The organism is Pseudomonas rustica, from assembly GCF_049959085.1.
Lineage (GTDB): Bacteria > Pseudomonadota > Gammaproteobacteria > Pseudomonadales > Pseudomonadaceae > Aquipseudomonas > Aquipseudomonas rustica.
Map to the genome: position 1 here is coordinate 4,961,319 of NZ_CP188200.1, position 25,189 is coordinate 4,986,507.

18 protein-coding genes and 2 tRNA genes are annotated in these 25,189 nt (G+C 59.6%); 7 read left to right on the top strand and 13 right to left on the bottom strand.

Annotated features, from left to right (window positions below):
* Nucleotides 1-4 precede the first annotated feature (4 nt).
* Entirely contained in the window at nucleotides 5-832 is an 828-nt protein-coding gene (nadE, locus tag ACP3TY_RS22645; protein ID WP_053116786.1) for an ammonia-dependent NAD(+) synthetase, read from the top strand.
* 152 nt (nucleotides 833-984) lie between these two features.
* Here nadE and azu read toward each other — a convergent pair whose 3' ends face one another.
* Nucleotides 985-1,431: an azurin gene (gene azu / locus ACP3TY_RS22650; protein ID WP_426618535.1), complete on the bottom strand. Its 447-nt coding sequence runs from the start codon at nucleotides 1,429-1,431 to the stop codon at nucleotides 985-987.
* A 340-nt stretch (nucleotides 1,432-1,771) separates the two neighbouring features.
* On the opposite strand from azu, the gene ACP3TY_RS22655 reads away from it, so the two are divergent.
* Nucleotides 1,772-2,359 (top strand): TIGR00730 family Rossman fold protein, encoded by a 588-nt coding sequence (locus ACP3TY_RS22655; protein ID WP_053116783.1) that lies wholly within the window; start codon nucleotides 1,772-1,774, stop codon nucleotides 2,357-2,359.
* A 67-nt stretch (nucleotides 2,360-2,426) separates the two neighbouring features.
* Nucleotides 2,427-2,615, top strand: a complete 189-nt coding sequence (locus tag ACP3TY_RS22660) for a hypothetical protein (RefSeq protein WP_158836123.1) — start codon at nucleotides 2,427-2,429, stop codon at nucleotides 2,613-2,615.
* 209 nt (nucleotides 2,616-2,824) lie between these two features.
* On the opposite strand, the gene ACP3TY_RS22665 is transcribed toward ACP3TY_RS22660, so the two are convergent.
* The 11 genes from ACP3TY_RS22665 to rnr form a co-directional block, all read right to left on the bottom strand.
* On the bottom strand, nucleotides 2,825-3,715 hold the full coding sequence (locus ACP3TY_RS22665; RefSeq protein WP_400648118.1) for a transglutaminase family protein: 891 nt from the start codon (nucleotides 3,713-3,715) through the stop codon (nucleotides 2,825-2,827).
* Entirely contained in the window at nucleotides 3,715-6,201 is a 2,487-nt protein-coding gene (locus ACP3TY_RS22670) for a circularly permuted type 2 ATP-grasp protein (RefSeq protein ID WP_426618536.1), read from the bottom strand. The genes ACP3TY_RS22665 and ACP3TY_RS22670 overlap by 1 nt, the downstream gene beginning before the upstream one ends.
* 70 nt (nucleotides 6,202-6,271) lie before the next feature.
* On the bottom strand, nucleotides 6,272-9,565 hold the full coding sequence (locus ACP3TY_RS22675; protein ID WP_426618537.1) for a DUF2126 domain-containing protein: 3,294 nt from the start codon (nucleotides 9,563-9,565) through the stop codon (nucleotides 6,272-6,274).
* Between the two features lie 278 nt (nucleotides 9,566-9,843).
* The gene (locus ACP3TY_RS22680) at nucleotides 9,844-12,156 is read right to left on the bottom strand and encodes a YgiQ family radical SAM protein (RefSeq protein WP_426618538.1); all 2,313 of its coding nucleotides are present in this window, start codon (nucleotides 12,154-12,156) and stop codon (nucleotides 9,844-9,846) included.
* A 190-nt stretch (nucleotides 12,157-12,346) separates the two neighbouring features.
* A complete protein-coding gene (gene dnaB / locus ACP3TY_RS22685) occupies nucleotides 12,347-13,744 on the bottom strand; it encodes a replicative DNA helicase (protein WP_053116810.1) in 1,398 nt (465 codons plus the stop codon).
* A gap of 120 nt (nucleotides 13,745-13,864) precedes the next feature.
* Nucleotides 13,865-14,311 (bottom strand): 50S ribosomal protein L9, encoded by a 447-nt coding sequence (gene rplI, locus ACP3TY_RS22690; RefSeq protein ID WP_042557398.1) that lies wholly within the window; start codon nucleotides 14,309-14,311, stop codon nucleotides 13,865-13,867.
* An 18-nt stretch (nucleotides 14,312-14,329) separates the two neighbouring features.
* Nucleotides 14,330-15,223 (bottom strand): hypothetical protein, encoded by an 894-nt coding sequence (locus ACP3TY_RS22695; RefSeq protein ID WP_212544907.1) that lies wholly within the window; start codon nucleotides 15,221-15,223, stop codon nucleotides 14,330-14,332.
* Nucleotides 15,224-15,259: 36 nt separating this feature from the next.
* Nucleotides 15,260-15,490: a 30S ribosomal protein S18 gene (gene rpsR, locus ACP3TY_RS22700; protein ID WP_002551829.1), complete on the bottom strand. Its 231-nt coding sequence runs from the start codon at nucleotides 15,488-15,490 to the stop codon at nucleotides 15,260-15,262.
* Between the two features lie 28 nt (nucleotides 15,491-15,518).
* A complete protein-coding gene (rpsF, locus tag ACP3TY_RS22705; protein ID WP_003217491.1) occupies nucleotides 15,519-15,941 on the bottom strand; it encodes a 30S ribosomal protein S6 in 423 nt (140 codons plus the stop codon).
* A 276-nt stretch (nucleotides 15,942-16,217) separates the two neighbouring features.
* Entirely contained in the window at nucleotides 16,218-16,982 is a 765-nt protein-coding gene (rlmB, locus tag ACP3TY_RS22710) for a 23S rRNA (guanosine(2251)-2'-O)-methyltransferase RlmB (protein WP_008078316.1), read from the bottom strand.
* Nucleotides 16,979-19,609, bottom strand: coding sequence for a ribonuclease R (rnr, locus tag ACP3TY_RS22715; RefSeq protein WP_426618539.1), 2,631 nt, complete (start codon nucleotides 19,607-19,609; stop codon nucleotides 16,979-16,981). The genes rlmB and rnr overlap by 4 nt, the downstream gene beginning before the upstream one ends.
* Nucleotides 19,610-19,834: 225 nt before the next feature.
* Here rnr and ACP3TY_RS22720 point away from each other — a divergent pair.
* The 4 genes from ACP3TY_RS22720 to ACP3TY_RS22735 all read left to right on the top strand — a co-directional run bounded on the left by ACP3TY_RS22720 (nucleotide 19,835) and on the right by ACP3TY_RS22735 (nucleotide 23,057).
* Nucleotides 19,835-19,921, top strand: a tRNA-Leu gene (locus ACP3TY_RS22720).
* 181 nt (nucleotides 19,922-20,102) lie between these two features.
* Nucleotides 20,103-20,189 (top strand) — tRNA-Leu (locus ACP3TY_RS22725).
* A gap of 292 nt (nucleotides 20,190-20,481) precedes the next feature.
* Complete coding sequence (locus tag ACP3TY_RS22730; protein WP_282356812.1) at nucleotides 20,482-21,492, top strand: extracellular solute-binding protein; 1,011 nt, start codon at nucleotides 20,482-20,484, stop codon at nucleotides 21,490-21,492.
* Nucleotides 21,492-23,057 carry an ABC transporter permease gene (locus ACP3TY_RS22735; RefSeq protein ID WP_426618540.1) on the top strand — a complete coding sequence of 522 codons (1,566 nt, stop codon included), beginning with the start codon at nucleotides 21,492-21,494 and terminating at the stop codon, nucleotides 23,055-23,057. Before ACP3TY_RS22730 ends, ACP3TY_RS22735 begins: the two co-directional genes overlap by 1 nt.
* A gap of 71 nt (nucleotides 23,058-23,128) precedes the next feature.
* Here the strand turns inward: ACP3TY_RS22735 and ACP3TY_RS22740 are convergent, their stop codons facing one another.
* Nucleotides 23,129-25,063 (bottom strand): methyl-accepting chemotaxis protein, encoded by a 1,935-nt coding sequence (locus tag ACP3TY_RS22740; protein ID WP_159815251.1) that lies wholly within the window; start codon nucleotides 25,061-25,063, stop codon nucleotides 23,129-23,131.
* Nucleotides 25,064-25,189 lie beyond the last annotated feature (126 nt).

Consider the following 25,189-nt stretch of genomic DNA (forward strand, 5'->3'; position numbering starts at 1 on the left):
ATTCATGCAAGCCGTACAGCGTGAGATTGCTGAACAGCTCAAAGTGCAACCGCCGTTCGCTGACTACAAAGCCCTGCAGGCCGAAGTCGCCCGGCGCATCGCCTTTATTCAGGATTGTCTGGTCAATTCCGGGCTCAAGACGCTGGTGCTCGGCATCAGCGGCGGCGTCGATTCGCTGACCGCAGGCCTGTTGGCCCAGCGCGCGATGCGTGAGCTGCGCGACCAGACCGGCGATAACAGCTACAAATTCATCGCCGTGCGCCTGCCGTACGAAACTCAGTTCGACGAGCATGACGCCCAAGCCTCGGTGGATTTCATCGCCCCGGACGAACGCCACACCGTCAACATCGGCCCGGCCGTGAAGTCGCTGGCCAGCGAAGTCGCCGCGTTCGAAGGCAAACACGCAGTATCGGTGGACTTCGTGCTCGGCAACACCAAGGCGCGGATGCGCATGGTCGCCCAATACACCATCGCCGGCGCAGCGCACGGTCTGGTGATCGGCACCGACCACGCGGCGGAAGCGGTGATGGGCTTCTTCACCAAATTCGGCGACGGCGCCTGCGATCTGGCACCGCTGAGCGGTCTGGTGAAAAATCAGGTGCGCGCGATTGCCCGCAGCTTTGGTGCGCCGGAGTCGCTGGTGGAGAAAGTGCCGACGGCGGATCTTGAAGATTTGTCGCCGGGCAAACCGGACGAAGCGTCGCATGGCGTGACGTATGCCGAAATCGATGCGTTTCTGCACGGCGAGCCGGTGCGCGAGGAAGCCTTCAAAATCATCGTCGACACCTACAACAAAACCCATCACAAACGTGTGATGCCATTCGCCCCATAAGTCGCGACGGAGCCTGTAGGAGCTGTCGAGTGAAACGAGGCTGCGATCTTTTGATCTTGATCTTCAAAACCAGATCAAAAGATCGCAGCCTTCGGCAGCTCCTACAAAAACAAAAAAGCGTCCCTTGGGACGCTTTTTTTATGCCTACCCCATTACTTAACAGTAATGGTGCCTTTCATCATCGAGATGTGGCCTGGGAACGAGCAGAAGAAGCCGTATTTTTCAGCGGCGTTCAGCTTCGATACGTCGAAGGTCAACGAGTCGGTTTCTTTGGCGCCGATGATTTTGGTGTGGGCGATTACGCGAGCGTCGCTTTCTTTCAGGTAGTTCTTGTCAATGCCGGCGGCCAGACCATCGGTAGCGATTGGCTGCATGTCAGCTTCTTTGCTGATCACCAGGTTATGGCCCATGACGTTCTTCGGCAGGCTGCCGGAGTGGGTCAGTTCGACGGTGAAGGTTTTGCAGCTCTTGTCGATCACGATTTCCTTGGTGTTGAAGGACATCTGATCGGTGGAGTCAACGGTGGTTTTGCACTCGGCAGCCATCAATTGGCTGCTGGCCAGCGCCAGCAGGGATACCGCAACAACTTTGGAAAACATGGTGAATCTCCAAGGCAGGGTTAACAAAAACACTAATGGTGGAAAGACTGCCTGAAATCTTCGCAAGTTCCTATGACTTGCGTCAAAAATTGTATACAACTTTCAGGCTATGACACTCATCGACACAATCTAACGGCCAGAATTCCCGCCCCGCCCTATGATCGGCGCATCTACTGAAACGGAGTGCCTGTCATGTTCTTTAACGGTCTGTTGTGCAGTTTGCTCGCCGCCTACGCCTGTGGCGCCAGCGGTACCTTTGAAACACCGGAACGCGAAGTTTAGCCCTTGGATCGAGGCGTGCCAGCCATTACCCTGTGTCGGATTGACCCAGGAGAAAAGCATGTCTCTGAAATCCGTTTGTGTATTTTGCGGTGCCAACGCCGGTACTGATCCGGCTTACACCGAAGCTGCCGTTGCGTTAGGCAGAGCGCTCGCCGAGCGTAAGCTGACGCTGGTTTACGGCGGTGGCGCCGTAGGTTTGATGGGGATTGTCGCCGACGCCGCACTGGCCGCTGGTGGCGAAGTGATCGGCATCATTCCGCAGAGCCTGATGGACAAGGAAATCGGTCACAAAAGTCTGACGCGCCTAGAAGTGGTCGACGGCATGCACGCGCGCAAGGCGCGGATGGCGGAGCTCAGCGATGCGTTTATCGCCCTGCCCGGCGGCCTCGGCACGCTGGAAGAATTGTTTGAAGTCTGGACCTGGGGCCAGCTCGGCTATCACGGCAAACCGCTGGGACTGCTCGAAGTGAACGGTTTTTACAGCAAACTCACTGCTTTTCTTGACCACATCGTCGGCGAAGGCTTCGTTCGCGCGCCACACCGTGACATGCTGCAAGTGAGCGAATCGCCGCAAACGCTGCTCGATGCCCTGGATAACTGGAAGCCGACCGTCACGCCAAAGTGGGTCGATCAAAAACCCGGTTAACCCTCGGACGTCGATACAGGGCAGAATACGCGCCGCTCAACCTCACCTTCGACCTAGAGGAACGCCCATGGCCAAACCCAATTACTCCTTCGCCAAACGTCAACGCGACTTGGCAAAGGAACAGAAGAAAGAGGAAAAGCTTCAGCGCAAGAAGCAAACCGCTGAAGAAGCAGCACTGAACCCTGAGGGTGAAGTGGCAACGGAAGATGATGTTGATGCAACCGAAGCACCGAAAGATCAGGCGCCTGACGCCTGAACCCCACCGGGTTTGATGATCGAATCAGACCCTGCGGATTTGTGACGGGGCTGGCGGTTTCACTGCCGGCCCTCACAGCCCCACTTGCCGAAACACCCCAATTCCCCTTGTAGGAGTGAGCCTGCTCGCGATAGCGGTGTGCCAGTTGAAATATTTGCTGCTGACACACCGCTATCGCGAGCAGGCTCACTCCTACAGTTTGATCTGCGTTAATCCAGTGGCATTACGGTGACGCGCACTTCCGGATCGTGGTTGCCGCCGCCGAGGATTACCCCGCGTAGCGGCGAAACATCTGAGAAGTCCCTGCCCCACGCCAAAGTGATGTGCTCCAGCGCCGGCTGCACGTTATTGGTCGGATCGAAATCCACCCAGCCCAGCACCGGGCAAAACACCGACACCCACGCATGCGACGCATCGGCGCCGATCAGGCGTGGCTGCCCCGGTGGCGGCTGAGTCAGCAGATAACCACTGACATAACGCGCAGCCAAACCTCGCGAGCGCACACACGCCAGCATCAAGTGCGCGAAGTCCTGACATACCCCGCGCCGCCGCTCCAGCACTTCTACCAGCGGCGTCGCCACTTGGGTCGCTTCGGCATCGAAGGTGAATTCACTGAAAATCTTCTGCATCAACGCCTGCACACCGAGCATCAATGGCTGCCCCGCAGGGAAACAACTTTGCGAGAACTCGACGAAGCTGCGCTTCAAATGCACATACGGTGACTGAAAGCGGTATCGACACGCCTCAAGTATCTCGGCGGACAACGGCAGACTGCTGTAGGTCAGCGCATCGCGGGTCTGCTCCCACGCCGGCGACTGCTTAAAATCCAGCACCGGCCGCGCCAGCACTTCCACCGTCAGCCGCGCGTTGACCTGCAATTCATCATGCGGGCGCTCGAACGCCAGTCGGGTTAGCGGATTACCGAACACATCCAGCTCATCGCGGCGCGCCGTCGGCTCCGGACTGATCAGCAATTTTTGTTCGGTGCAGCGCTGCCAAGTGCACTCGCGCGGCCATAGATGTGCCAATTGCTGCGCCAGCGACACCGGGCTGTCGTAGTGGTAACAGGTGTCGTGGAGGATCTGGTAATGCGCGCTCATCAGACGGACACCGTGCGTTGGCTGACATCATCGACGTGAGCGAAATGGCGCAGGGCCAGACGATCCGATACTTGCCCGCTGGCCTCAGCAATCTCTTGCAGCAGATCCGCCAGACCATTGAGCGCGGCGCGCACGCTGGTGTCACCGAACAGCGGATTTTCCAGACAGCCCAGATCGAAACGCGCCAAACGCTCGACCAATTGCGGCAATCCTGCCTCCCGCGGCGCACCAAAATCCTCGTTCAGGCGTTTCAACGTGCGCGTCACCAGTTTCAGCTGGAACAACACCGCGTGCGGGTTCTGCTCATCCAGCAGCAACAGATCCAGCACCGGGATCAATTGCGCCACCGCCAGATACCTTGAGCGATAGGTGATGCTGCTGTTACCCAGTTCCAGTAGCCATTCCAGCCCCGACTGATCGAAAGCGCCGGCGCCGCGCAAAAATGCCGCGAGACTGCTGCTGAGAAATTGCAGACGTTCGATGCGCCGGCCAATCATCAGAAATCGCCAACCCTCATCGCGGGTCATGTCGTCGAGGGCGAACCCAGACAGCGCCGCCAGCGACATCACCAGTCGGTTGAGAAAATCCAGCAACTCGCCGAAGTCCGGCTCGTCGGTATCCAGCTCCATCGCTTCGCGCTGCAACTCGACCAGCGCCTGCCAGTTCTCCCGCGAAAGTTTGCCGCGCACCTGCGAAGCCGCCCACTGCAAGCGTTGCAGGTTGGAGCGCAGGCTGAATGACCAGTCGTCACCCAGCAGGGCAGACAGCAGCCGCTCCGGCAATTCGCCTTCGTCCGGCAACAGCGCCAGCCGTTCGCCAAGATCGACAGCGGCCTGCAACGCTTGCGGGTCATCGCCGTCGACATACCGCGCGAGCATGATGCGCAGCAAGCGCGCACTGTCGTCGCAGCGCTCGCAATAACGGCCGAACCAGAACAGGTTTTCCACCACCCGCGACGGCAAATAGGGATCGCGGCGGACGAGGTCATGTACGCCGACATTGCGCTGAGTTTTCCACTGCTCACCGCTCGGCGGTCGTTCGCCCAGCACCCAGGTGTCCTTGCTCGCGCCGCCGCGCTGCATCGACACCACTTCGGCATCGGCCTCGGCGGCCACTCGGGTCAGGCCACCGGGCAGCACGCGATAACCGTCGCGACTGGCCACGGCATACATGCGCATGCCGATCGCACGGGGTTGCAGTTGTCCGCTTTCAGCCTGCCAGATAGGCGCGTGGGACAGCTGAGCCAATTCTTGCGCGACGTAGGCGTAAGGGCGCGCCTGCATGCGCTCGGCCAGCGCCTGTCGCTGTTTTTCACTCAAATCACGACCAAACACGGGTGCGAAGGTTTGCGAGGGAAACGCTGGTTTGATCAACAGTTCCGGAAGTTTCTCCAACGCCTGCGCCAACACCGGCGCCTCGCCACACCACCACGTGGCAATCGATGGCAGGATCAGTTCTTCGCCGAACAGGTATTGATTGATCTTCGGCAGAAACCCCAGCAACCCCGGCGATTCCAGCACGCCGCTACCCAACGCATTAGTCACCAGCACACGGCCCTGACGCACGGCTTCAAGCAATCCGGGCACGCCGAGTGCCGAGTCCGTGCGCAGCTCCAGCGGGTCGCAGAAATCGTCGTCGAGCCGCCGCATGATCGCGTGTACCCGACGCAGGCCGCTGAGGGTTTTCAGGTAGACCGTGGCATCGCGCACGGTCAGATCGCCGCCCTCGACCAGCGGATAACCGAGCTGGCGAGCCAGGTACAAATGTTCGAAATAGCTTTCGTTGAAACGCCCAGGCGTGAGCAACACGATCAGCGGCGCGTCATCGTCGCAGGGCGCCTGACGGGCAATGGTTTCCTGCAACGTACGAAAAAAACCGGCCAGATGCTGCACCTTCAGGTCGCGGTACAACTCGGGGAAAGCACGGGAAACGATGGTGCGGTTTTCCAGCGCATAACCGGCACCCGATGGCGCCTGAGTACGATCGGCAGTGACCCACCAGCGGCCGTCCGGCGTGCGCGCCAGATCCACCGCGTAGAGATGCAGGAAAGCCCCTTCCGGTGGCGCAATGCCCTGACACGGCCAGAGAAAATTGTTGTGGCCGAAGACCAGTTCCGCCGGCAGCAACCCCTCACTGATCAGCTTTTGTGGGCCATAAAGATCCGCCAGCACAGCATTGAGCAGACGCGCCCGCTGAGCGATCCCCGCCGACAACTGCTGCCATTCATCCGCCGCAATCACATGGGGCAGCAGATCCAGTTCCCACGGCCGATCCGCGCCTTTGGGGTCGGCATAGACGTTATAGGTGACGCCGTTTTCCTGAATCTGCCGCGCCAGCAACGCTTGCCGCTGCAGCAACTGCGCCGGGCTGCTGCGCTGCAACTGATCGAACAGCCGCTGCCAATGCGGGCGCACCGCTCCACTGCCGTCGAGCAGTTCGTGATAAGTGCCCGCCGTGAGCGGGTAGCGGTCTAGCAGGTCAGGCATGGAAAGCTCGGCAGACAGCAAGGAACGGTCAGACTAACGCAGGCACATGACGCCCGGATATACGAAAAATCTAAGCGTCGCGTACGATTTGGAAACGTCGTAAATCGATTGTCATCGGTAGCTCGTCAGTGATTTCCACCTTCGGTATAGGAAGTTTCCCTGGCGTGTGTCCGACGCGGAAGAATCGCGCCATACGCCGGCTCTCCGCTTCGTTAGCGTTAACCGGCAGCGTCTCGTAATTACGCCCGCCGGGATGCGCGACGTGGTACTGACAACCGCCCAGTGATCGACCCATCCAGGTGTCGAGCAGGTCGAACACCAGCGGTGCATGTACGGGTATCGTCGGTTGCAGGCAGTTGGCCGGTTGCCAGGCGCGGTAACGCACACCGGCGACGAATTCACCGACGCGCCCGGTCGGGTGCAACGGTACCGCGATGCCATTACAGGTCAGCAGATAACGCTGCGGCGGCAGCCCTTTGATCTTGACCTGCAAGCGCTCCAGCGATGAATCGACATAGCGCACCGTGCCGCCCGCCGCGCCCTCCTCGCCCAACACATGCCACGGTTCCAGCGCCTGACGCAGTTCCAGTTCGATGCCATTGACGGCGTAATCGCCGACCTTGGGAAAACGAAACTCCAGATGCGCCGCGAACCATTCCGCCCGCAGTGGATAACCGGCACTGTTCAGTTCGACGATGACGTCTGCGAAGTCCTGCTCGATAAAGTGCGGCAGCAGGAAGCGATCGTGCAGTTCGGTGCCCCAGCGCGCCAGTTTCGTTGGCGCATAAGGTTCGCGCCAGAACCGTGCGACCAGCGCCCGCAGCAATAATTGTTGAGCGAGGCTCATGCGCGCGTGGGGCGGCATTTCGAACGCGCGCAATTCCAGCAAGCCGAGACGCCCGGTGGCGCCGTCGGGCGAATACAGTTTGTCGATGCAGAATTCGGCACGGTGGGTGTTGCCGGTGACGTCGATCAGCAAGTTGCGCAGCAATCGATCGACCAGCCACGGCGCGCATTCCTCGCCCGGTTCCGGCATCTGCGCGAAAGCGATTTCCAGCTCATACAGCGCGTCATTGCGTGCCTCGTCGACGCGCGGCGCCTGTGAGGTCGGGCCGATGAACAATCCGGAAAACAGGTACGACAGCGATGGATGGTTGTGCCAGTAACTGATCAGGCTGCGCAGCAGATCCGGACGTCGCAGAAACGGTGAATCCGCCGGCGTCGCGCCGCCGAGCACAAAGTGATTGCCGCCGCCGGTACCGGTGTGGCGGCCGTCGATCATGAATTTCTCGGTGGTCAGGCGGGTTTGCCGCGCTTCTTCATAGAGGAACTCGGTGCGCTCGACCAACTCGTCCCATGTCGCCGAGGGCTGCACGTTGACCTCGATCACGCCCGGATCGGGGGTGATGCGGAAGTTGCTCAGGCGTTGATCGCTAGGCGGCTCGTAGCCTTCCAGCAAGACCGGACAATGCAGTTCTTCGGCGGTGGCCTCGATCGCCGCGACCAGTTCCAGATAATCTTCGACCCGCTCCAGCGGTGGCATGAACAGGTACAAACGCCCTTCGCGGGCTTCGGCACAGAACGCGGTGCGGGTCAGCCAATCGGCGGATTCGTCGATTTTTGGCGTGCGCTCATCAGACGTCGCCGGTTCGCCGTGAAGGTTGAGTTGGGTGGTTTGCGGCAGCTCGGGAAAATCCTGATTTGGATCCTGTGGATGAATAAACGGGTACTCGGCGGCTTTCACCCACGGCTGCGAACCGAGCGGCAGGCGATAACCCAGCGGTGAATCACCCGGCACCAAGCGGCAATGCTCGTCTCGCAGGAACCAGCGGCCGCTTTGCCATTGATCGCCCTTGGCTGTGCGCGCCAGAGGCAGCACTTGGCCGATCACCTTGTTCAGGCCCTGACTGAAGACTTTGCGCAGGCGTGCGCGCTCCAGCGGCTCCTCCAGACGCGAGTCTTCGGCGCTGACGTTGCTCGGCAACGTGCCCTCGCGCCACAGGTAATAGAAGTTGTCCTCGTAGGCCGGGAACACAAAACGTGTAGGCAATTTCAGGCGTTCGGCGACACTGGCCAGAAAACGCCCGGCCAATTCACCTGTGGCGCCGTAATCCTGCTGCTCGTCAGCGATCAGCGCATCGTTGTGCCAGACCGGCACGCCGTCGCGGCGCCAGTAGCAATTGAGCGACCAGCGCGGCAGTTGTTCGCCCGGATACCACTTGCCCTGACCGAAATGCACCAGGCCCTTCGGTGCGTAGTGTTTGCGCATGCGCTGGAACAATTCCGCAGAGAGACGGCGCTTGTCCTCGCCCAATGCAGCGGTGTTCCACTCGGCGCCGTCCGGGTCATCGATGGACACGAACGTCGGCTCGCCGCCCATGGTCAGGCGCACGTCATCGGCTAACAGGTCAGCATCGATCTGCCGACCCAGCGCTTGAATCGCCAGCCATTGCTCATCGGTGTAGGGCTTGGTGACGCGCGGCGCCTCCCAGATTCGCTCCACCGACATTTCGTGGCTGAACACGCATTCGCAGGGTTCGACCAAGCCACTGATCGGCGCCGCCGAGGACGGATCGGGACTACAGGCCAACGGAATATGCCCTTCACCGGCGAACAACCCTGACGTCGCATCAAGGCCGATCCAGCCGGCGCCCGGCAAATACACTTCGCACCAGGCGTGCAGGTCGGTGAAATCCACTTCAGTGCCGGACGGGCCGTCGAGGCTTTTCACATCGGCGGTTAGTTGAATCAAGTAACCGGAAACAAACCGCGCGGCCAAGCCAAGGTTACGCAGCAGTTGCACCAGCAACCACGCCGAGTCGCGGCAGGAGCCGGAAGCATGTTCGAGAGTGTGCTCCGGGGTTTGCACGCCCGGTTCCATGCGGATCAGGTAGCCGATGTCTTCGCTGAGGCGCTGGTTGAGTGCGACGAGGAAGTCCACCGCTGGCAGCGGCGTGCGGTCGATGGCGTCCAGATAGGCTCTGAATTTTGGCGTCAGTGGCAGGGTTTCGAGATACGGCGCTAACTCTTTGCGTTCGTCCGGGGCGTAGGCAAAAGGGATTTTCTCGGCGTAGGGCTCAAGGAAAAAATCGAAGGGATTGAACACGGCCATTTCGGCCAGCAGATCGACTTCAATGCGCAACTCATCGGTTTTTTCCGGGAAGACCAGCCGCGCGAGGTAATTGCCCTGTGGGTCTTGCTGCCAGTTGATAAAATGCTGCTCGGGCGAGACTTTCAGCGCATACGACAAAATCCGCGTGCGACTGTGGGCAGCCGGGCGCAGGCGAACGATCTGCGGGCCGAGTTCGACAGCGCGGTCGTAGCGGTAATGCGTGACGTGATGCAATGCGACATGAATCGACACGGCGTGCCTCCTGCGAGCCTAAGCGTATTCGAAAGCGCGCAAGACTTATGCCATGCAGAGGCTTGGGCGCTTTCCCGGAATGCTTAGGGCAGTACAGCACCAAAATCGGGCGATGCGGGGAAATGGTTAGGCGAAGTTGCGCCTAAATGTGGCGAAGATCAAAAAATCGCAGCCTGCGGCAGCTCCTACAGGGAAACGCGAATCCCACTGTAGGAGCTGCCGCAGGCTGCGATCTTTTGACTCAAAAAAAAACGCCAACCCGAAGGTTGGCGTTTGCTTTAGCGCGGTACGACCGGCTTGCGGGTCGGTTTCGGCCCTTTGCCTTTCGCGGCGTCTTTACGCTCTTTCGCAGCCTGTTGGTTGCGGGCAAATGCCGCCGCCTTGGCCTGCTCACGCTTGTCCCACGGATTACCACCATCACTGGCACGCGGCGGCAGACCGGTGTGCTGGGTGAGGATCTTGGTGGTCTTCTCTTTGCCTTCTTTCGCCACTTTATGGCTGCCAGCAGGCGTCGAGTTCTTGCGACGGGCGCTCTGGTAGCTGTCGGTGGTCGGCTGGTGCGTCGGGATCAGTTGATCCTTGCCCGAACCGATCAGGTCGCCGCGACCCATGCGGATCAGCGCTTCACGCAGCATCGGCCAGCCTTTCGGGTCGTGATAACGCAAGAACGCCTTGTGCAGACGACGCTGCTCTTCGCTCTTGACGATGGTCACGCCGTCACTCTTGTAAGTGACCTTGCGCAGCGGGTTCTTGCCCGAGTGGTACATCGCGGTGGCGGTGGCCATCGGCGACGGGTAGAACGCTTGCACCTGGTCGGCGCGGAAGCCGTTGCCCTTGAGCCACAGGGCCAGGTTCATCATGTCTTCGTCGGTGGTGCCCGGGTGGGCGGCGATGAAGTACGGAATCAGGTACTGCTCTTTGGCCGCTTCCTTGGTGTACTTCTCGAACATGCGCTTGAACTTGTCATAGCTGCCGATGCCCGGTTTCATCATCTGGTTGAGCGGACCTTCCTCGGTGTGTTCCGGGGCGATCTTCAGGTAACCGCCGACGTGGTGGGTCACCAGCTCTTTGACGTACTCCGGCGACTCGACCGCGAGGTCGTAGCGCAGGCCGGAAGCAATCAGAATTTTCTTCACGCCCGGCAAGGCACGGGCGCTGCGGTACAGCTGAATCAGCGACGAGTGGTCGGTGTTCAGGTTCGGGCAGATGCCCGGGAATACGCAGGACGGCTTGCGGCACGCGGATTCGATTTCCGGCGTTTTGCAGGCGATACGGTACATGTTCGCGGTCGGGCCACCGAGGTCGGAGATGACGCCGGTGAAGCCTGGCACCTTGTCGCGGATCTCTTCGATCTCGCGAATGATCGACTCTTCGGAACGGTTCTGGATGATCCGGCCTTCGTGCTCGGTGATCGAGCAGAAGGTGCAGCCACCGAAGCAGCCCCGCATGATGTTCACCGAGAAACGGATCATGTCGTAGGCCGGGATTTTCTCCTTGCCGTACGCCGGGTGCGGAACACGTGCGTAAGGCATGCCGAACACGTAGTCCATTTCTTCGGTGGTCATCGGAATCGGCGGCGGGTTGAACCAGACGTCGACTTCGCCATGCTTCTGTACCAGCGCGCGGGCGTTGCCCGGGTTGGTTTCGAGGTGAAGCACGCGATTGGCGTGGGCATAAAGCACCGCATCACCGCGGACTTTTTCCATCGACGGCAAGCGGATCACGGTCTTGTCACGAGTCATGCGCGGGCTGGCCAGAATCTGTACAACCTTGGCTTCCTGCGGATCGTCGACCGGGCCCTTTTCCTGTTCAATGGCGCAGGCCTGGGTGTCCTGGGTGTTCACGTACGGGTTGATGATCTTGTCGACCTTGCCCGGACGGTCAATGCGCGTCGAGTCAACTTCGTACCAGCCTTGCGGCGTGTCACGACGAATGAACGCGGTGCCGCGCACGTCGGTAATGTCTTCGATCTTGTGACCGTAGGACAGACGCTGGGCGACTTCGACAATCGCGCGCTCGGCGTTGCCGTACAGCAGAATGTCGGCGCAGGCGTCGATCAGGATCGAGTTACGCACGCGATCCTGCCAGTAGTCGTAATGGGCGATGCGGCGCAGGGAGGCTTCGATGCCACCAAGAACGATCGGCACATTTTTGTAGGCTTCCTTGCAGCGCTGGCTGTAGACCAGGCTCGCGCGATCCGGACGTTTGCCGGCCATACCGCCCGGGGTATAGGCGTCGTCGGAACGGATTTTTTTGTCGGCGGTGTAGCGGTTGATCATCGAGTCCATGTTGCCGGCCGCGACGCCGAAGAACAGGTTCGGCTCGCCGAGCTTCATGAAGTCGTCTTTGGACTGCCAGTTTGGCTGGGCGATGATCCCGACGCGGAAGCCTTGTGACTCCAGCAGCCGGCCGATGATCGCCATGCCGAACGACGGGTGATCGACGTAGGCATCACCGGTGACGATGATGATGTCGCAGGAATCCCAGCCAAGCTGATCCATCTCCTCCCTGCTCATCGGCAGGAATGGCGCTGGCCCGAAACATTCGGCCCAGTACTTTGGATAGTCAAATAACGGCTTGGCTGCTTGCATGTCGATAACCGGTGTTGGCTTTCATTGAATTTCGCGGGCGCGGAATATAGCACAAATTTTGACCAATTCCGACGGCTGTGGTCGGAAATTGTGCCGACCCCATTCGCGAGCAGGCTCGCTCCCACATTTGAACGCATTCCAAATGTGGGAGCGAGCCTGCTCGCGAAGAGGCCAGATCAGGCGACGAAGATTACTCGTCGTCGTCGAAGTTATAGCTGCCCGGCGCAAGGTTTTCGAAACGGGTGTACTTACCGATAAACGCCAGGCGGATAAAGCCGATTGGCCCGTTCCGCTGCTTGCCGATAATGATTTCGGCGATGCCTTTATGCTCGGTCTCCGGGTGATACACCTCGTCGCGGTACACGAACATGATCACGTCAGCATCCTGCTCGATTGCTCCGGATTCCCGGAGGTCGGAGTTGATCGGGCGTTTGTTCGGCCGCTGCTCGAGGGAACGGTTGAGCTGCGACAGCGCCACCACCGGGCAGTTGAATTCTTTGGCCAGGGCTTTCAAGGAACGCGAGATTTCAGAAATCTCGTTGGTGCGGTTGTCGCCGCCGGAACCCGGAATCTGCATCAATTGCAGGTAGTCGATCATGATCAGACCGATGTCACCGTGCTCACGCGCCAGACGCCGGGTTCGCGCACGCATTTCCGACGGGCTGATACCGGCGGTGTCGTCGATGAACAGCTTGCGGTCATTGAGCAGGTTGACCGCCGAGGTCAGTCGCGGCCAGTCGTCATCTTCTAGCTGACCGGAACGCACCTTGGTCTGGTCGATGCGGCCCAGCGACGAGAGCATACGCATGACCAGCGATTCGCCTGGCATCTCGAGGGAGTACACCAGCACGGCCTTGTCGCTGCGCAGTACGGCGTTTTCCACCAGGTTCATCGCGAAGGTGGTTTTACCCATCGACGGACGACCGGCGACGATGATCAAGTCAGCCGGCTGCAGGCCGCTGGTCTTCTCGTCGAGGTCGGTGTAGCCGGTGGACAGGCCGGTAATCGCGTTGTCGGTGTTGAACAGTGTGTCGATGCGGTCGATTGCCTTGGTCAGCAAATCGTTCACGCCTACCGGGCCACCGGTTTTCGGCCGGGCCTCGGCAATTGCAAAGATCTGACGCTCGGCTTCGTCGAGGATTTCCTCGGCGGTGCGCCCTTCCGGATTGAAGGCGCTGTCGGCGATCTCGGTGCTGATGCCGATCAGTTGGCGCAACGTCGCACGCTGGCGGACGATCTGCGCATACGCCTTGATGTTGGCGACGGACGGTGTGTTTTTCGCCAGTTCGCCGAGGTAACCGAGGCCGCCCACCTGCGAGGTCTGACCTTCCTTGTCCAATTGCTCGGCAAGGGTCACGACGTCGATCGGCGAGTTCTGATCGGCCAGCTTGGCGATCGCACGGAAGATCAGGCGGTGGTCATGTCGATAGAAATCACCGTCGGAGACTTGATCGAGCACGCGTTCCCAGGCGTTGTTGTCCAGCATCAGACCACCGAGGACAGCCTGTTCGGCTTCGATGGAATGCGGCGGCACCTTCAGGGCAGCGGTTTGCAGATCGTATTGCTCGGGAGCGGAGATATCGTTCATGGCCACTTGAGTTTGGTTGAAAATCAGGAATTGCAGAAAGACAAAGGGCACGACCTGTAAACAGGATCGTGCCCGATGTTAACCGTCTGACGGGCAAGCCGCCAGCCGATCAGGTGTTGCTTAAGCTGCTACCACGACAACGCGTACGGTGGCTTCAACTTCGGCGTGCAGGTGCACAGCCACGTCGAATTCACCTACGTTGCGGATGGTGCCGTTCGGCAGACGAACTTCGCTCTTCTGCACTTCAACGCCGGAGGCGGTCAGTGCGTCAGCGATGTCGTGAGTACCGATCGAACCGAACAGCTTGCCTTCGTCGCCAGCGGTGGCAGTGATGGTCACTTCCAGCTCGGCCAGTTGGGCAGCACGGCTTTCAGCCGATGCTTTACGGTCTGCAGCAGCTTTTTCCAGCTCGGCACGACGCTCTTCGAACGCAGCGATGTTCGCTGGGGTCGCGGCGGTAGCTTTGCCGTAAGGCAGCAGGTAGTTACGACCGTAACCGGCCTTAACGTTTACTTTGTCACCCAGGTTGCCCAGGTTGGTGACTTTTTCCAGAAGGATCAGTTGCATGTGAAAATCCTCTAACTTTTAACCTTCACCGTTCGCGCTGTCGGTGTCTTTCGACACGTGACGACCGCGAAAATCAATCAGGCTGTCGACAATGGCCAAAACCACGAGCAACGGATAGATCAGCTGCATGAACAGCAACAGCGTGACGTACAACCCCACCAGCCAGAAACCGGCCAGTCGCTTCTGCCCAACCAGCCCGTGAATCAAGGCAAGTCCGGCGAACACCAGCGGTACACTGCACAACGGCGTCAACATGGCCATCTGTGCACCGAGATTCGGGCCCAGAAGCATCAACGCCAGCAGTAACATCGCCGGCCCCAGCGGGATCCGTATGGCGCGAAACTCGCGACCAAAACCACCCGGGTTGTACAACAACGCCTGCCAATGACGCCCGACAATCAGGCTCAGCACGCTGACGATCTGCAACAACGCCGCAATCAGTCCGGTCAGGACTGGTGCAATCAGGGACGCGAAACGCGCTTGCTCATCGACCGACAATTGCTTGTAGGTCTCACCGAGAAGCGCGGGCATTACCTTGATAAGGGCCTGCGCGAGCATCTCGATCTGGGCAGCAAACGCCGCCCCGAGCACCACCGAAAACACCACTCCTATTGCCACGCTGGCCAGCAGCGTACGAACCCAGGACTCACTTGCGCGCAAAATCAACGCAAGCCCCGAAGACCCCAGCAGCACCAGAAGTGCCCGTGGATCATCGGCATACAACCACCAGACCAAGGCCGGCAGCAGTCCCAGCAACAGAACACCGAGGGCGTCTGTCAATCCGCGCCGCAGCAGCACAAGGCTCCCGGCGGCGGCACCCAACCAATACAACAACGGCAATGTTGCACATCCGGCCACTACGAGAGTGGCCTGCATGCGGCCGCGCATGATGAACTCAGCTAAGGCACGCATGCATTCAATCCTTTGCTACTTGTCGACTGCCCGGTCTCAGCGGCCGTGGCTGTCGGTGTAGGCCAGCAGGGCCAGGAAGCGGGCGCGCTTGATAGCGGTGGCCAGCTGACGCTGATAACGAGCTTTGGTACCGGTGATGCGGCTTGGAACGATTTTGCCGGTCTCGGATACGTAGGCTTTCAGAGTGTTGAGATCTTTGTAATCGATCTCCTTCACGTCTTCAGCGGTGAAGCGGCAGAATTTACGACGACGGAAGAAACGTGCCATTTGATAGGCTCCTTAAAAGGTCCGTGGATTACTCGTCAGCGTTATCGCTGTTGTCGCTGTCATCACTATCAGCGCTTTCAGCGCCTTCGTGCTCAGGACGGTCGCGACGCTCACGGCGCTCACTGCGGTTTTCTTCAGCCTTGAGCATCTCGGATTGGCCGGTAACGGCTTCTTCGCGACGGATGACCAGGTTACGGATCACTGCATCGTTGTAGCGGAAGTTGTCTTCCAGCTCGGCCAGGGCCTTGCCAGTGCACTCAACGTTCAGCATCACGTAGTGAGCCTTGTGAACATTGTTGATTGCGTAGGCCAGTTGACGACGGCCCCAATCTTCCAGACGGTGGATTTTGCCGCCGTCTTCTTCGATCAGCTTGGTGTAACGCTCAACCATGCCGCCGACTTGCTCGCTTTGATCCGGGTGGACCAAAAAGATGATTTCGTAATGACGCATGAATGCTCCTTACGGGTTGTAGCCTGCCGCTCAAAAACGGTCAGACAAGGAGTGAATGACACTTATGGACTTGCTGGCGCGGGGCACATGCGTGCCTGCCGTCACAGCAAGGGGCGCAATTGTAGAGAAGGGACAGAAGAGGTGCAAGGCAATTGGTGATTATTTGAACAATCACCAATGAACACCTGCAGGAGCTGCCGAAGGCTGCGATCTTTTGATTTTGTTTTTAAAGACAAGATCAAAAGATCGCAGCCTGCGGCAGCTCCTACAGGGGGCTTATTTCTTGGCAGCAGGCTTGGCTTTTACGCCGCGCTGACGCTGGGCTTCGAACAGGCAGACGCCCGTCGCAACCGAGACGTTGAGGCTGCTGACGCTACCGGCCATCGGCAGCTTCACCAGATAGTCGCAGTGTTCGCGGGTCAGGCGACGCATGCCTTTGCCTTCGGCGCCCATGATCAGAATGGTCGGGCCCGTCAGATCCTGGTCGTAGATGCTGACTTCAGCTTCGCCTGCTGTGCCGACAACCCACAGACCGCGCTGCTGAAGCTTTTCCAGGGTGCGCGCAAGGTTGGTCACGGCCACCAACGGAATCACTTCCGCCGCGCCGCAGGCCACTTTACGCACGACCGGTGTCAGGGTTGCCGACTTGTCTTTCGGCACGATCACCGCCAGCGCACCGGCCGCATCGGCCGAACGCAGGCAGGCGCCGAGGTTGTGCGGATCGGTCACGCCGTCAAGCACCAGCAGCAACGGTGCGCCGTCAGTGCGATCGAGCAGCTCGTCGAGCATCGCTTCGCCCCAGACCTGGCTCGGGCTGACTTCCGCGACCACGCCTTGGTGAACGCCTTCAACCCAAGCGTCCATTTCGCGGCGCTCGGCCTGACCAACCTGGACACGATTCTCGTTGGCCAGCTCAACCAGCGTCTGCACGCGCGGATCGTTGCGGCTTTCAGCCAGCCAGATCTGCTTGACGCGCTTCGGGTGGTGACGCAGCAACGCTTCTACCGCGTGAACGCCGTAGATTTTTTCCAACTGACTCATGACTTCGCCTTCGGTTTACGTGCCCCGCCACTTTTGGCTGGAGCAGAACCCGCTTTTGGCGGGCCTTTACGATGTTTGCTCGGTTTTGCTGGCTTGCCGCCGGAGGCCTTTTCAGGCGCCGACCGCCCGGTCTTTCCCCCAGGCGCCGCTTTACCACCGTTTTTGGCGTCGGAAAGCAGAGCCTTCTTCATTTCACGGCTTTTACGCAGCTCGGCGTTTTTCGCCACAGCGTCGCTTGGACGATAGGCTTCGGGAGCTTTCTCTTTCGCTGGACGGCGACCTGCGGTTTTTGCAGGAGCCGCTTCGGCTTTTTCTTTCGCGGCTGGCGCGGCAGTTTCAGCACCACGCTTTTTGCGACCGATCGGCGCGCTGATGGTTTTTTCGGCCATCTCGAAGTCGATCTTGCGCTCGTCGAGGTCAACGCGCATGACGCGCACTTCAACGGTATCGCCGAGACGGAAGCTACGACCGGTGCGCTCGCCCGCCAAGCGGTGATGCACAGGATCGAAGTGGTAGTAATCGCCCGGCAGCGCGGTGACGTGCACCAGGCCTTCGACGTAGATATCAGTCAGTTCGACGAACAGACCAAAACCGGTCACGGCAGTGATCACGCCAGGGAACGACTCGCCCACGCGATCCTTCATGAACTCGCACTTGAGCCAGTTCACCACGTCGCGGGTCGCTTCGTCGGCACGGCGCTCGCTCATCGAGCATTGCTCGCCGAGTTGCTCCAGCGCCGCTTCGTCGTACGGATAGATACGCGCTTTCGGAATGGTCATCGCACCGGCACGGCGAACGTGCGGGGTGTCCTGTTTCGAATGGATCACGCTGCGGATTGCGCGGTGCGTGAGCAAATCCGGGTAACGACGGATCGGCGAAGTGAAGTGGGTATAGGCTTCGTAATTCAGGCCGAAGTGGCCCTGATTGTCAGCGCTGTACACCGCTTGGCTCAGCGAACGCAGCATTACAGTCTGGATCAGGTGGAAATCCGGACGATCCTTGATGCTCGCCAGCAATGCCTGGTAGTCCTTCGGCGACGGGCCGTCCTTGCCCTTATGCAGGGACAGACCGAGCTCGCCGAGGAAGGCGCGTAGTTTTTCCAGACGCTCCGGTGGCGGGCCGTCGTGGACGCGGTACAGCGCAGGAATTTCGTGCTTCTTGAGGAATTCGGCGGTGGCCACGTTGGCCGCCAGCATGCATTCTTCGATCAGCTTGTGCGCATCGTTACGGGTGGTCGGACGGATTTCGGCAATCTTGCGCTCGGTACCGAAGATGATTCGGGTTTCCTGCGTTTCGAAATCGATCGCGCCACGTACGTGACGAGCCGCCAGCAGAACCTTGTACAGCGCATAAAGCTGCTTGAGGTGCGGCAGAACGTCGTTGTACTCACCGCGAAGCTGACGCGCCTCGGTGACTTTCGGCGTTTCCAGCATCGCGCTGACTTTGTTGTAAGTCAGGCGAGCGTGGGAATGGATCACCGCCTCATAGAAGCAGTAGTCGGTCATTTCGCCGGACTTGGAGATGGTCATCTCGCAAACCATGGCCAGACGATCGACGTGCGGGTTCAGCGAGCAGAGGCCGTTGGACAGTTGCTCAGGCAGCATCGGCACAACACGCTCGGGGAAGTACACCGAGTTGCCGCGCACTTGCGCTTCGTTGTCCAGCGCCGAACCGATTTTCACGTAGCTGGAAACGTCGGCAATCGCCACGTACAACTTCCAGCCGCCGGAGAACAGGCGCAGCTTGCCCGGTTTGGCTTCGCAATAAACCGCATCGTCGAAGTCGCGGGCATCTTCGCCGTCGATGGTGACGAACGGCAGATGGCGCAGGTCAACGCGCTTCTCTTTGTCTTTCTCTTCGACTTCCGGCTTGAGCTTGGCGGCTTCTTTCAGTACGGCTTCGGGCCAGACGTGCGGAATGTCGTAAGTGCGCAGGGCAACATCGATTTCCATGCCCGGCGCCATGTAGTTGCCGACCACTTCGACCACATCGCCTTGCGGCTGAAAGCGCGGCGTTGGCCAGTGGGTGATTTTCACCTCGACGAACTGACCGATCTGCGCGTTGGCGTTACGGCCCGGCGTGACCAGCACTTCTTGCTGGATCTTCGGATTGTCGGCAACGACGAAACCGATGCCGCCTTCTTCGAAGTAGCGACCGACGATGGTTTCGTGAGCACGCGAAACCACTTCGACGATCACGCCTTCGCGGCGACCGCGACGGTCAAGACCGGAAACACGGGCCAGCGCACGGTCACCGTCGAACACCAGACGCATTTGCGCCGGGCTCATGAACAAGTCGTCGCTGCCGTCGTCCGGCACCAGGAAGCCGAAACCGTCACGGTGACCGCTGATGCGACCGAGGATCAGGTCGAGCTTGTCGACCGGCGCGTACGTGCCGCGGCGGGTGTAGATCAGTTGAGCGTCGCGCTCCATGGCGCGCAGGCGGCGGCGCAGGGCTTCGATCTGGTCTTCTGTGGTCAGACCAAACTCTTCGACCAGTTGCTCGCGGGCAGCAGGCGAACCCCGATCGGCGAGATGCGCCAGGATCAGTTCGCGACTAGGAATAGGGTTTTCATATTTTTCCGCTTCACGAGCGGCCTCGGGATCGAGGGACTGCCAATCGGCCATTAGAGAGTTTTCACCTTGTCTATATGCGGGTTAGTTTGGCATAGGCGCCATGAAACGGGAAATTTCCGCTTCTATAAGGCGCGTATCCGGGGCTGTAGCGTTGCTTGAAAGCCGTTTTGACCACCGCCGGTAAAAAAAATCATGTTTTTTGCTGAGAGGGGTTTACAGTTAAAAAGACGCTCCGTATAGTGCGCGCCATCGACGACGCACAGCGTTGCCGATACTGCCCAGATGGTGAAATTGGTAGACACGCCAGCTTCAGGTGCTGGTGACCGCAAGGTCGTGGAAGTTCGAGTCTTCTTCTGGGCACCAATTTAGAGTTTGAGACTAGATCAGTTTCAAGACTCACACAAAAACCCGCGAAAGCGGGTTTTTTGCATTCTAAGGAACGCTTTTGTTAAAACCGATTTATTAAAATTAAATCAGGGGTTTACAGATCAAAAAGCGCTCCGTATAGTGCGCCACATCAACAGCGGCAACGCTAGCGATGATTGCCCAGATGGTGAAATTGGTAGACACGCCAGCTTCAGGTGCTGGTGACCGCAAGGTCGTGGAAGTTCGAGTCTTCTTCTGGGCACCAATTCAAATTCAAGGTTACGGCCTTGGATTTCACAAAAACCCGCGAAAGCGGGTTTTTGCGTTTCTGGCTTCCCGAAATCTTGATATCTCCATGTAGGAGCTGCCGAAGGCTGCGATCTTTTGATCTTGTTTTTCCAAAGAGCAAGATCAAAAGATCGCAGCCTTCGGCAGCTCCTACGGTTCAACGAAGACGTCGTATCAGAGCTGGCGGCCTCTCGCAAGGCGCACTTGAGAAACAATATCGTTTATCATTGTTGCAAGTTTTTGCAATGCGACAGTGAGGAACCCTGCGAATGACGTTTCGAAATACCCTGCGCCGAGGCCTGACCTTCACCCTTCTCGGCCTGGCGCTCGCCACTCCCCTCACCCAGGCTGCCGATGCGGTTTCCCTGACTCTCTATAACGGCCAGCACAAGGAAGTCGGCGACGCGATCGCCAAAGCCTTCGAAGCCAAGACCGGCATTCACGTCAATGTCCGCAAAGGCAGCAGCAACCAGCTCGCCAGCCAGGTCATCGAAGAAGGCGACCGCTCCCCCGCCGACGTGATCTACACCGAAGAATCGCCGCCGCTGAACAATCTCGGCGAACTCGGCCTGCTGGCGAAAACCGATGACGCCACTTTGGCTGTGCTCCCGGAAAAATATGTAGCCGGCAACGGCACCTGGATCGGCGTCACAGCGCGCGTTCGCGTGGTTGCCTACAACCCGAAACTGGTCGATGAAAAAGACCTGCCGAAATCGGTGATGGAATTCTCCGATCCGAAGTGGCAAGGCAAAGTCGGTTTCGTACCAACCAGCGGCGCGTTCCAGGAACAAGCCGTAGCGATCATCAAGCTGCACGGTCGTGACGCTGCCGAAGAATGGCTGACTGGCCTGCGCGCATTCGGCAAAACCTACAGCAACAACATGGTTGCCCTGAAAGCTGTGGAAAACGGCGAAGTCGCCACCGTACTGGTGAACAACTACTACTGGTTCGCCCTGCAGCGCGAGAAAGGCCAACTCGACTCGAAACTGCATTACTTCACCGGCGGCGACGTCGGCGGCTTGATCACCGTGTCCAGTGCTGCCGTGCTGAAATCCAGCAAGCATCCCAAAGAAGCTCAACAATTCCTTGCCTACATGGCCAGCGAAGAAGGTCAGCGCGTGATCACTCAGACCACTGCCGAATACCCGCTGCACAAAGGCATGGAATCGGATCGCGGGCTCAAGCCGTTCAGCGAGCTGGAAGCGCCGAACGTAACGCCGGCCGATCTGGGCAATGCCGAAGAAGCGCTGGAACTGGAACGTGAAGTTGGCTTGAACTGATGGCCGCATCGTTATCCGCCCCCGCCGCGCGCGGGGGTTACGTACCAAAGCGTAAGCGGCCGTCGATCTGGCTGGTGCTGCCAGTGTTGCTGCTGGTGGTGCTCAGCCTTTTGCCGCTCGCCTACGTCGGACTGAAAGCCTGGCAGGCCGGTTGGGCCGAGGCGCTGCACTTGCTGTGGCGCCCGTATGTGTTCGGCCTGCTGCGCAATACGCTGGCATTGATGGTCGGCGTGACGATTACCTGCGGCGTGATCGGCCTGTCGCTGGCGTGGCTGCTGGAACGCAGCAATCTGCCGGGGCGGCGCCTGTGGGGCGTGATTCTGTGCCTGCCGTTCGCGGTGCCGGCGTTTGTCAGCAGCTTCACCTGGGTCTCCTTGAGTGCGCAGTTCGAAGGGCTCGGCGGGGCGATTCTGGTGATGAGCCTGTCGAAGTATCCGCTGATCTTTCTGCCGGTAGCGGCAACCCTGCGCAATCTCGATCCCTCCCTTGAAGAATCCGCGCGCACCCTCGGGCAGAATCGCTGGGGGGTGTTTTTCCGCGTCACCCTGCCGCTGCTCTGGCCGTCGCTACTGGCCGGTTCGCTGCTGATTGCCTTGCACATGCTGGTGGAGTTCGGCGCGCTGTCGATCATCGGCCTGCAAACGTTCACTACCGCGATCTATCAACAGTTCGAGCTGGAATTCAGTAACGCCAACGCAGCGATGCTTTCTGCGGTGCTGCTGGCGCTGTGTCTGTTGCTGTTGTGGCTGGAACTGCGCGTGCGTGGCAAAGGCCGGCATGTGCGCACCGGGCAAGGCGCGGCGCGTCAGGCTGAGCAGGTTCGGCTGGGGCCATGGGCCACGGTCGGTCAGTTGTATTGCCTGATGCTGGCGATTGTCGGCAGCGGGATTCCACTGGGCATGCTGGCCTACTGGCTCGCGGTCGGTTCGTCGGCAGCGTTTCCGGTGGCGGCGATTACTGAAGCATTGCTGTCGTCACTGGCACTGTCGCTCGGTGGCGCGGCGCTGTGCCTGGTACTGGCGGTGCCGGTCGGGTTGTTAGTGGTGCGTTACAAGGGCCAACTGGCGATCTGGGCCGAACGCCTGCCATATCTCTTACACGCGTTGCCGGGCTTGGTGATTGCGCTGACGCTGGTGTATTTCGCCCTGCATTACGTGCCGGCGCTGTACCAGACTTCGGGGTTGTTGCTGATCGCTTATGCACTGCTGTTTCTGCCGCTGGCGCAGGCACCGATTCGTACTGCACTGAACAAGGCTGCGCCGCAGCTTGAAGAGGCGGCACGGACGCTGGGCGCTTCGTCTTTCACGGCGTTTTGCCGGGTGACGTTGCCGATTATTTTCCCGGCATTGGGCGCGGCGTTTGCGCTGGTGTTTCTCGATGCGATGAAGGAATTGACGGCGACGCTGCTGCTGAGTCCGACCGGGCTTAACACGCTAGCGACTGAGGTCTGGGCGCATACCGCGAATGTCGAGTTTGCGGCGGCGGCGCCTTATGCGGCGTTGTTGATTTTGGTGTCCGGCTTGCCGGTGTATCTGCTGACGACCCGGATGTATCTGAGCCGCTAAAAGATCGCAGCCTGCGGCAGCTCCTACAGGAGATTAATGTAGGAGCTGCCGCAGGCTGCGATCTTTTGATCCTAAGCCCTGAACTGCCCCAGACTCGCCTTCAACTGCGCCGCCAAACCATCCAACACCTTGCCACTCGCCGTGGTTTCCACCACTGCCTGCGCCGCTTTCTCGGCCTGCGCATGAATCGTCTCGACCCGCCCACGCACCGCTTGCGCACCCTGCGCCTGATGCGCCGCTGCCTGCGTCGCCAGACCAATCGCCGCATGCACCTGCTCAACCGAGGCCTGCACCGATTGCTGCAAGCGCGCACTGTCGCGCAACACCAGCAAGCCTTCGCTAGCCTGACGCCCAGCCTGGCCAATCGCCTCGACCGCCTCACGCGCACCCTGCTGCAAAGCAACAATGTGCGCCTGAATATCGCCGGTAGAGCTTTGCGTCTTGCTCGCCAACGCACGCACCTCATCCGCCACTACCGCGAACCCACGCCCGGTTTCACCCGCGCGCGCTGCTTCAATTGCCGCGTTCAGTGCCAGCAAATTGGTCTGCTCGGCGATCCCGTGGATCACCGTCAGCACCACTTCAATCTGTTCACTCTGCTGCGCCAGTCGCTGAATGACCTTCGCTCCGGTGTCGACCTGTCCCGCCAACGCCTCAATCAAGCCGCCGACCTTGGCCGATGTGCGCGTGTTCTCATCAGTGGCCTGACGAATATCCACCACCTGCTTCAACGCCGCCTGCATCGCATGGCTTTCAGACTGTGCCTCGTCGGCCATTTGCGACAGTGCGCGCAGACTCTCCGCCACTTCATCACGCTGCATCCCGGCCGCTGCATCAGCTCCGGCATTGCGTAGAGTCATCGCGCCGATTTCCACGCCGGTACGCTGGGCGACATCGCCCGCCTCGCGCACGATCGGCTGCAACTTATCGACAAAGCGATTGACCGCCGAGGCCATGTCGCCGATTTCGTCTTTGCTGTTGATCTGCACACGCTTGGTCAGATCGCCCTCGCCCGCTGCCAGATCATCCATCGCGGCATTGAGCATCTTCAGGCGATTGACCACGCGATGGCCCAACACCACGGCCAGCAACAGCAGCACGCCGCAGCCGACCAGCGCCAGGCCCAGACCGATTCTCCAGCGCAGCGTCGCCGCTGCTTCTTGCACGGTGCTGGCGGTATTGGCTTTCATTTCAGCAGCGGTGGATTGCGCCGATTGCAGACGCGCCTGCATGGCTTTTGCGCTATCGGCGGCGGCACCTTGAAGACTGTCGCCGACCAGTTGATCGCTGCTGGCGATCAGCGCCGAGAAACGTTTGTCCAGCGCGGCCAGATCGGTTTCCACTGACGCCGTGGAAACACCCATCAGCACCTTGCCGATTTCCACGCCGTTGGGATTGATCGAGGCTTCAAGGTAGTAAACGGATGGGTCGTTTTTCGCCGCATCCAGCACTTTATCCAGCGCACGCTCGCCTTGGCCTTTTTCCAGCAAGGCCTTGTTGATCGGGTTTTCGCGGTTGAGATAACGGGTCAGGTGCTGGCCGGTGGCATCGTCGTACACCACAAACAGCACATTGGGATTGCGCTGGGCACGACGAGCGAACTCGGAGAGGGTCGGCACGTCGCTGTCCCACATCGCGCGCGGCGCAACGGAGGCGAGCAGTTGCGCCATGTCATTGGCCGAGTCCTTGAGGTCTTTTTCCAGAGTCGCACGCAGCTGTGCCTGCTCATCCTTCAGACGCGTGGACAAACCGGCGGTCAAGCGCTGGCGGGTGCTGCTGGAAAGGTTGTCCAGGCTCGACGTGACTTCACGTCCGGCCTGCTCTAGTTCACCAGAGAGTTTCTGGCTGTCGGCACCTAGGCGCACGGCCAGATCGGCTTCCAGCGCCGTGACGGTGCTCCGTGTCAGGGCGACGGCCACCAGCACTTGCACCAAAAGGGCGATACCAAGGGTAACGAATACCGGGCGCAACAAACGGCTTTGTAACAGTGAGAGAACGGCCGACACTGTGAATACCTCTACTTCTGACGCCATTAATTTGATGGCACTCTTGTAGGAAGTTTCACAGCAAAGGTCATGCCGTCCGACAGGCATAAACGACAAAGGCCCCGATTAAGGGGCCTTTGTTTTTTA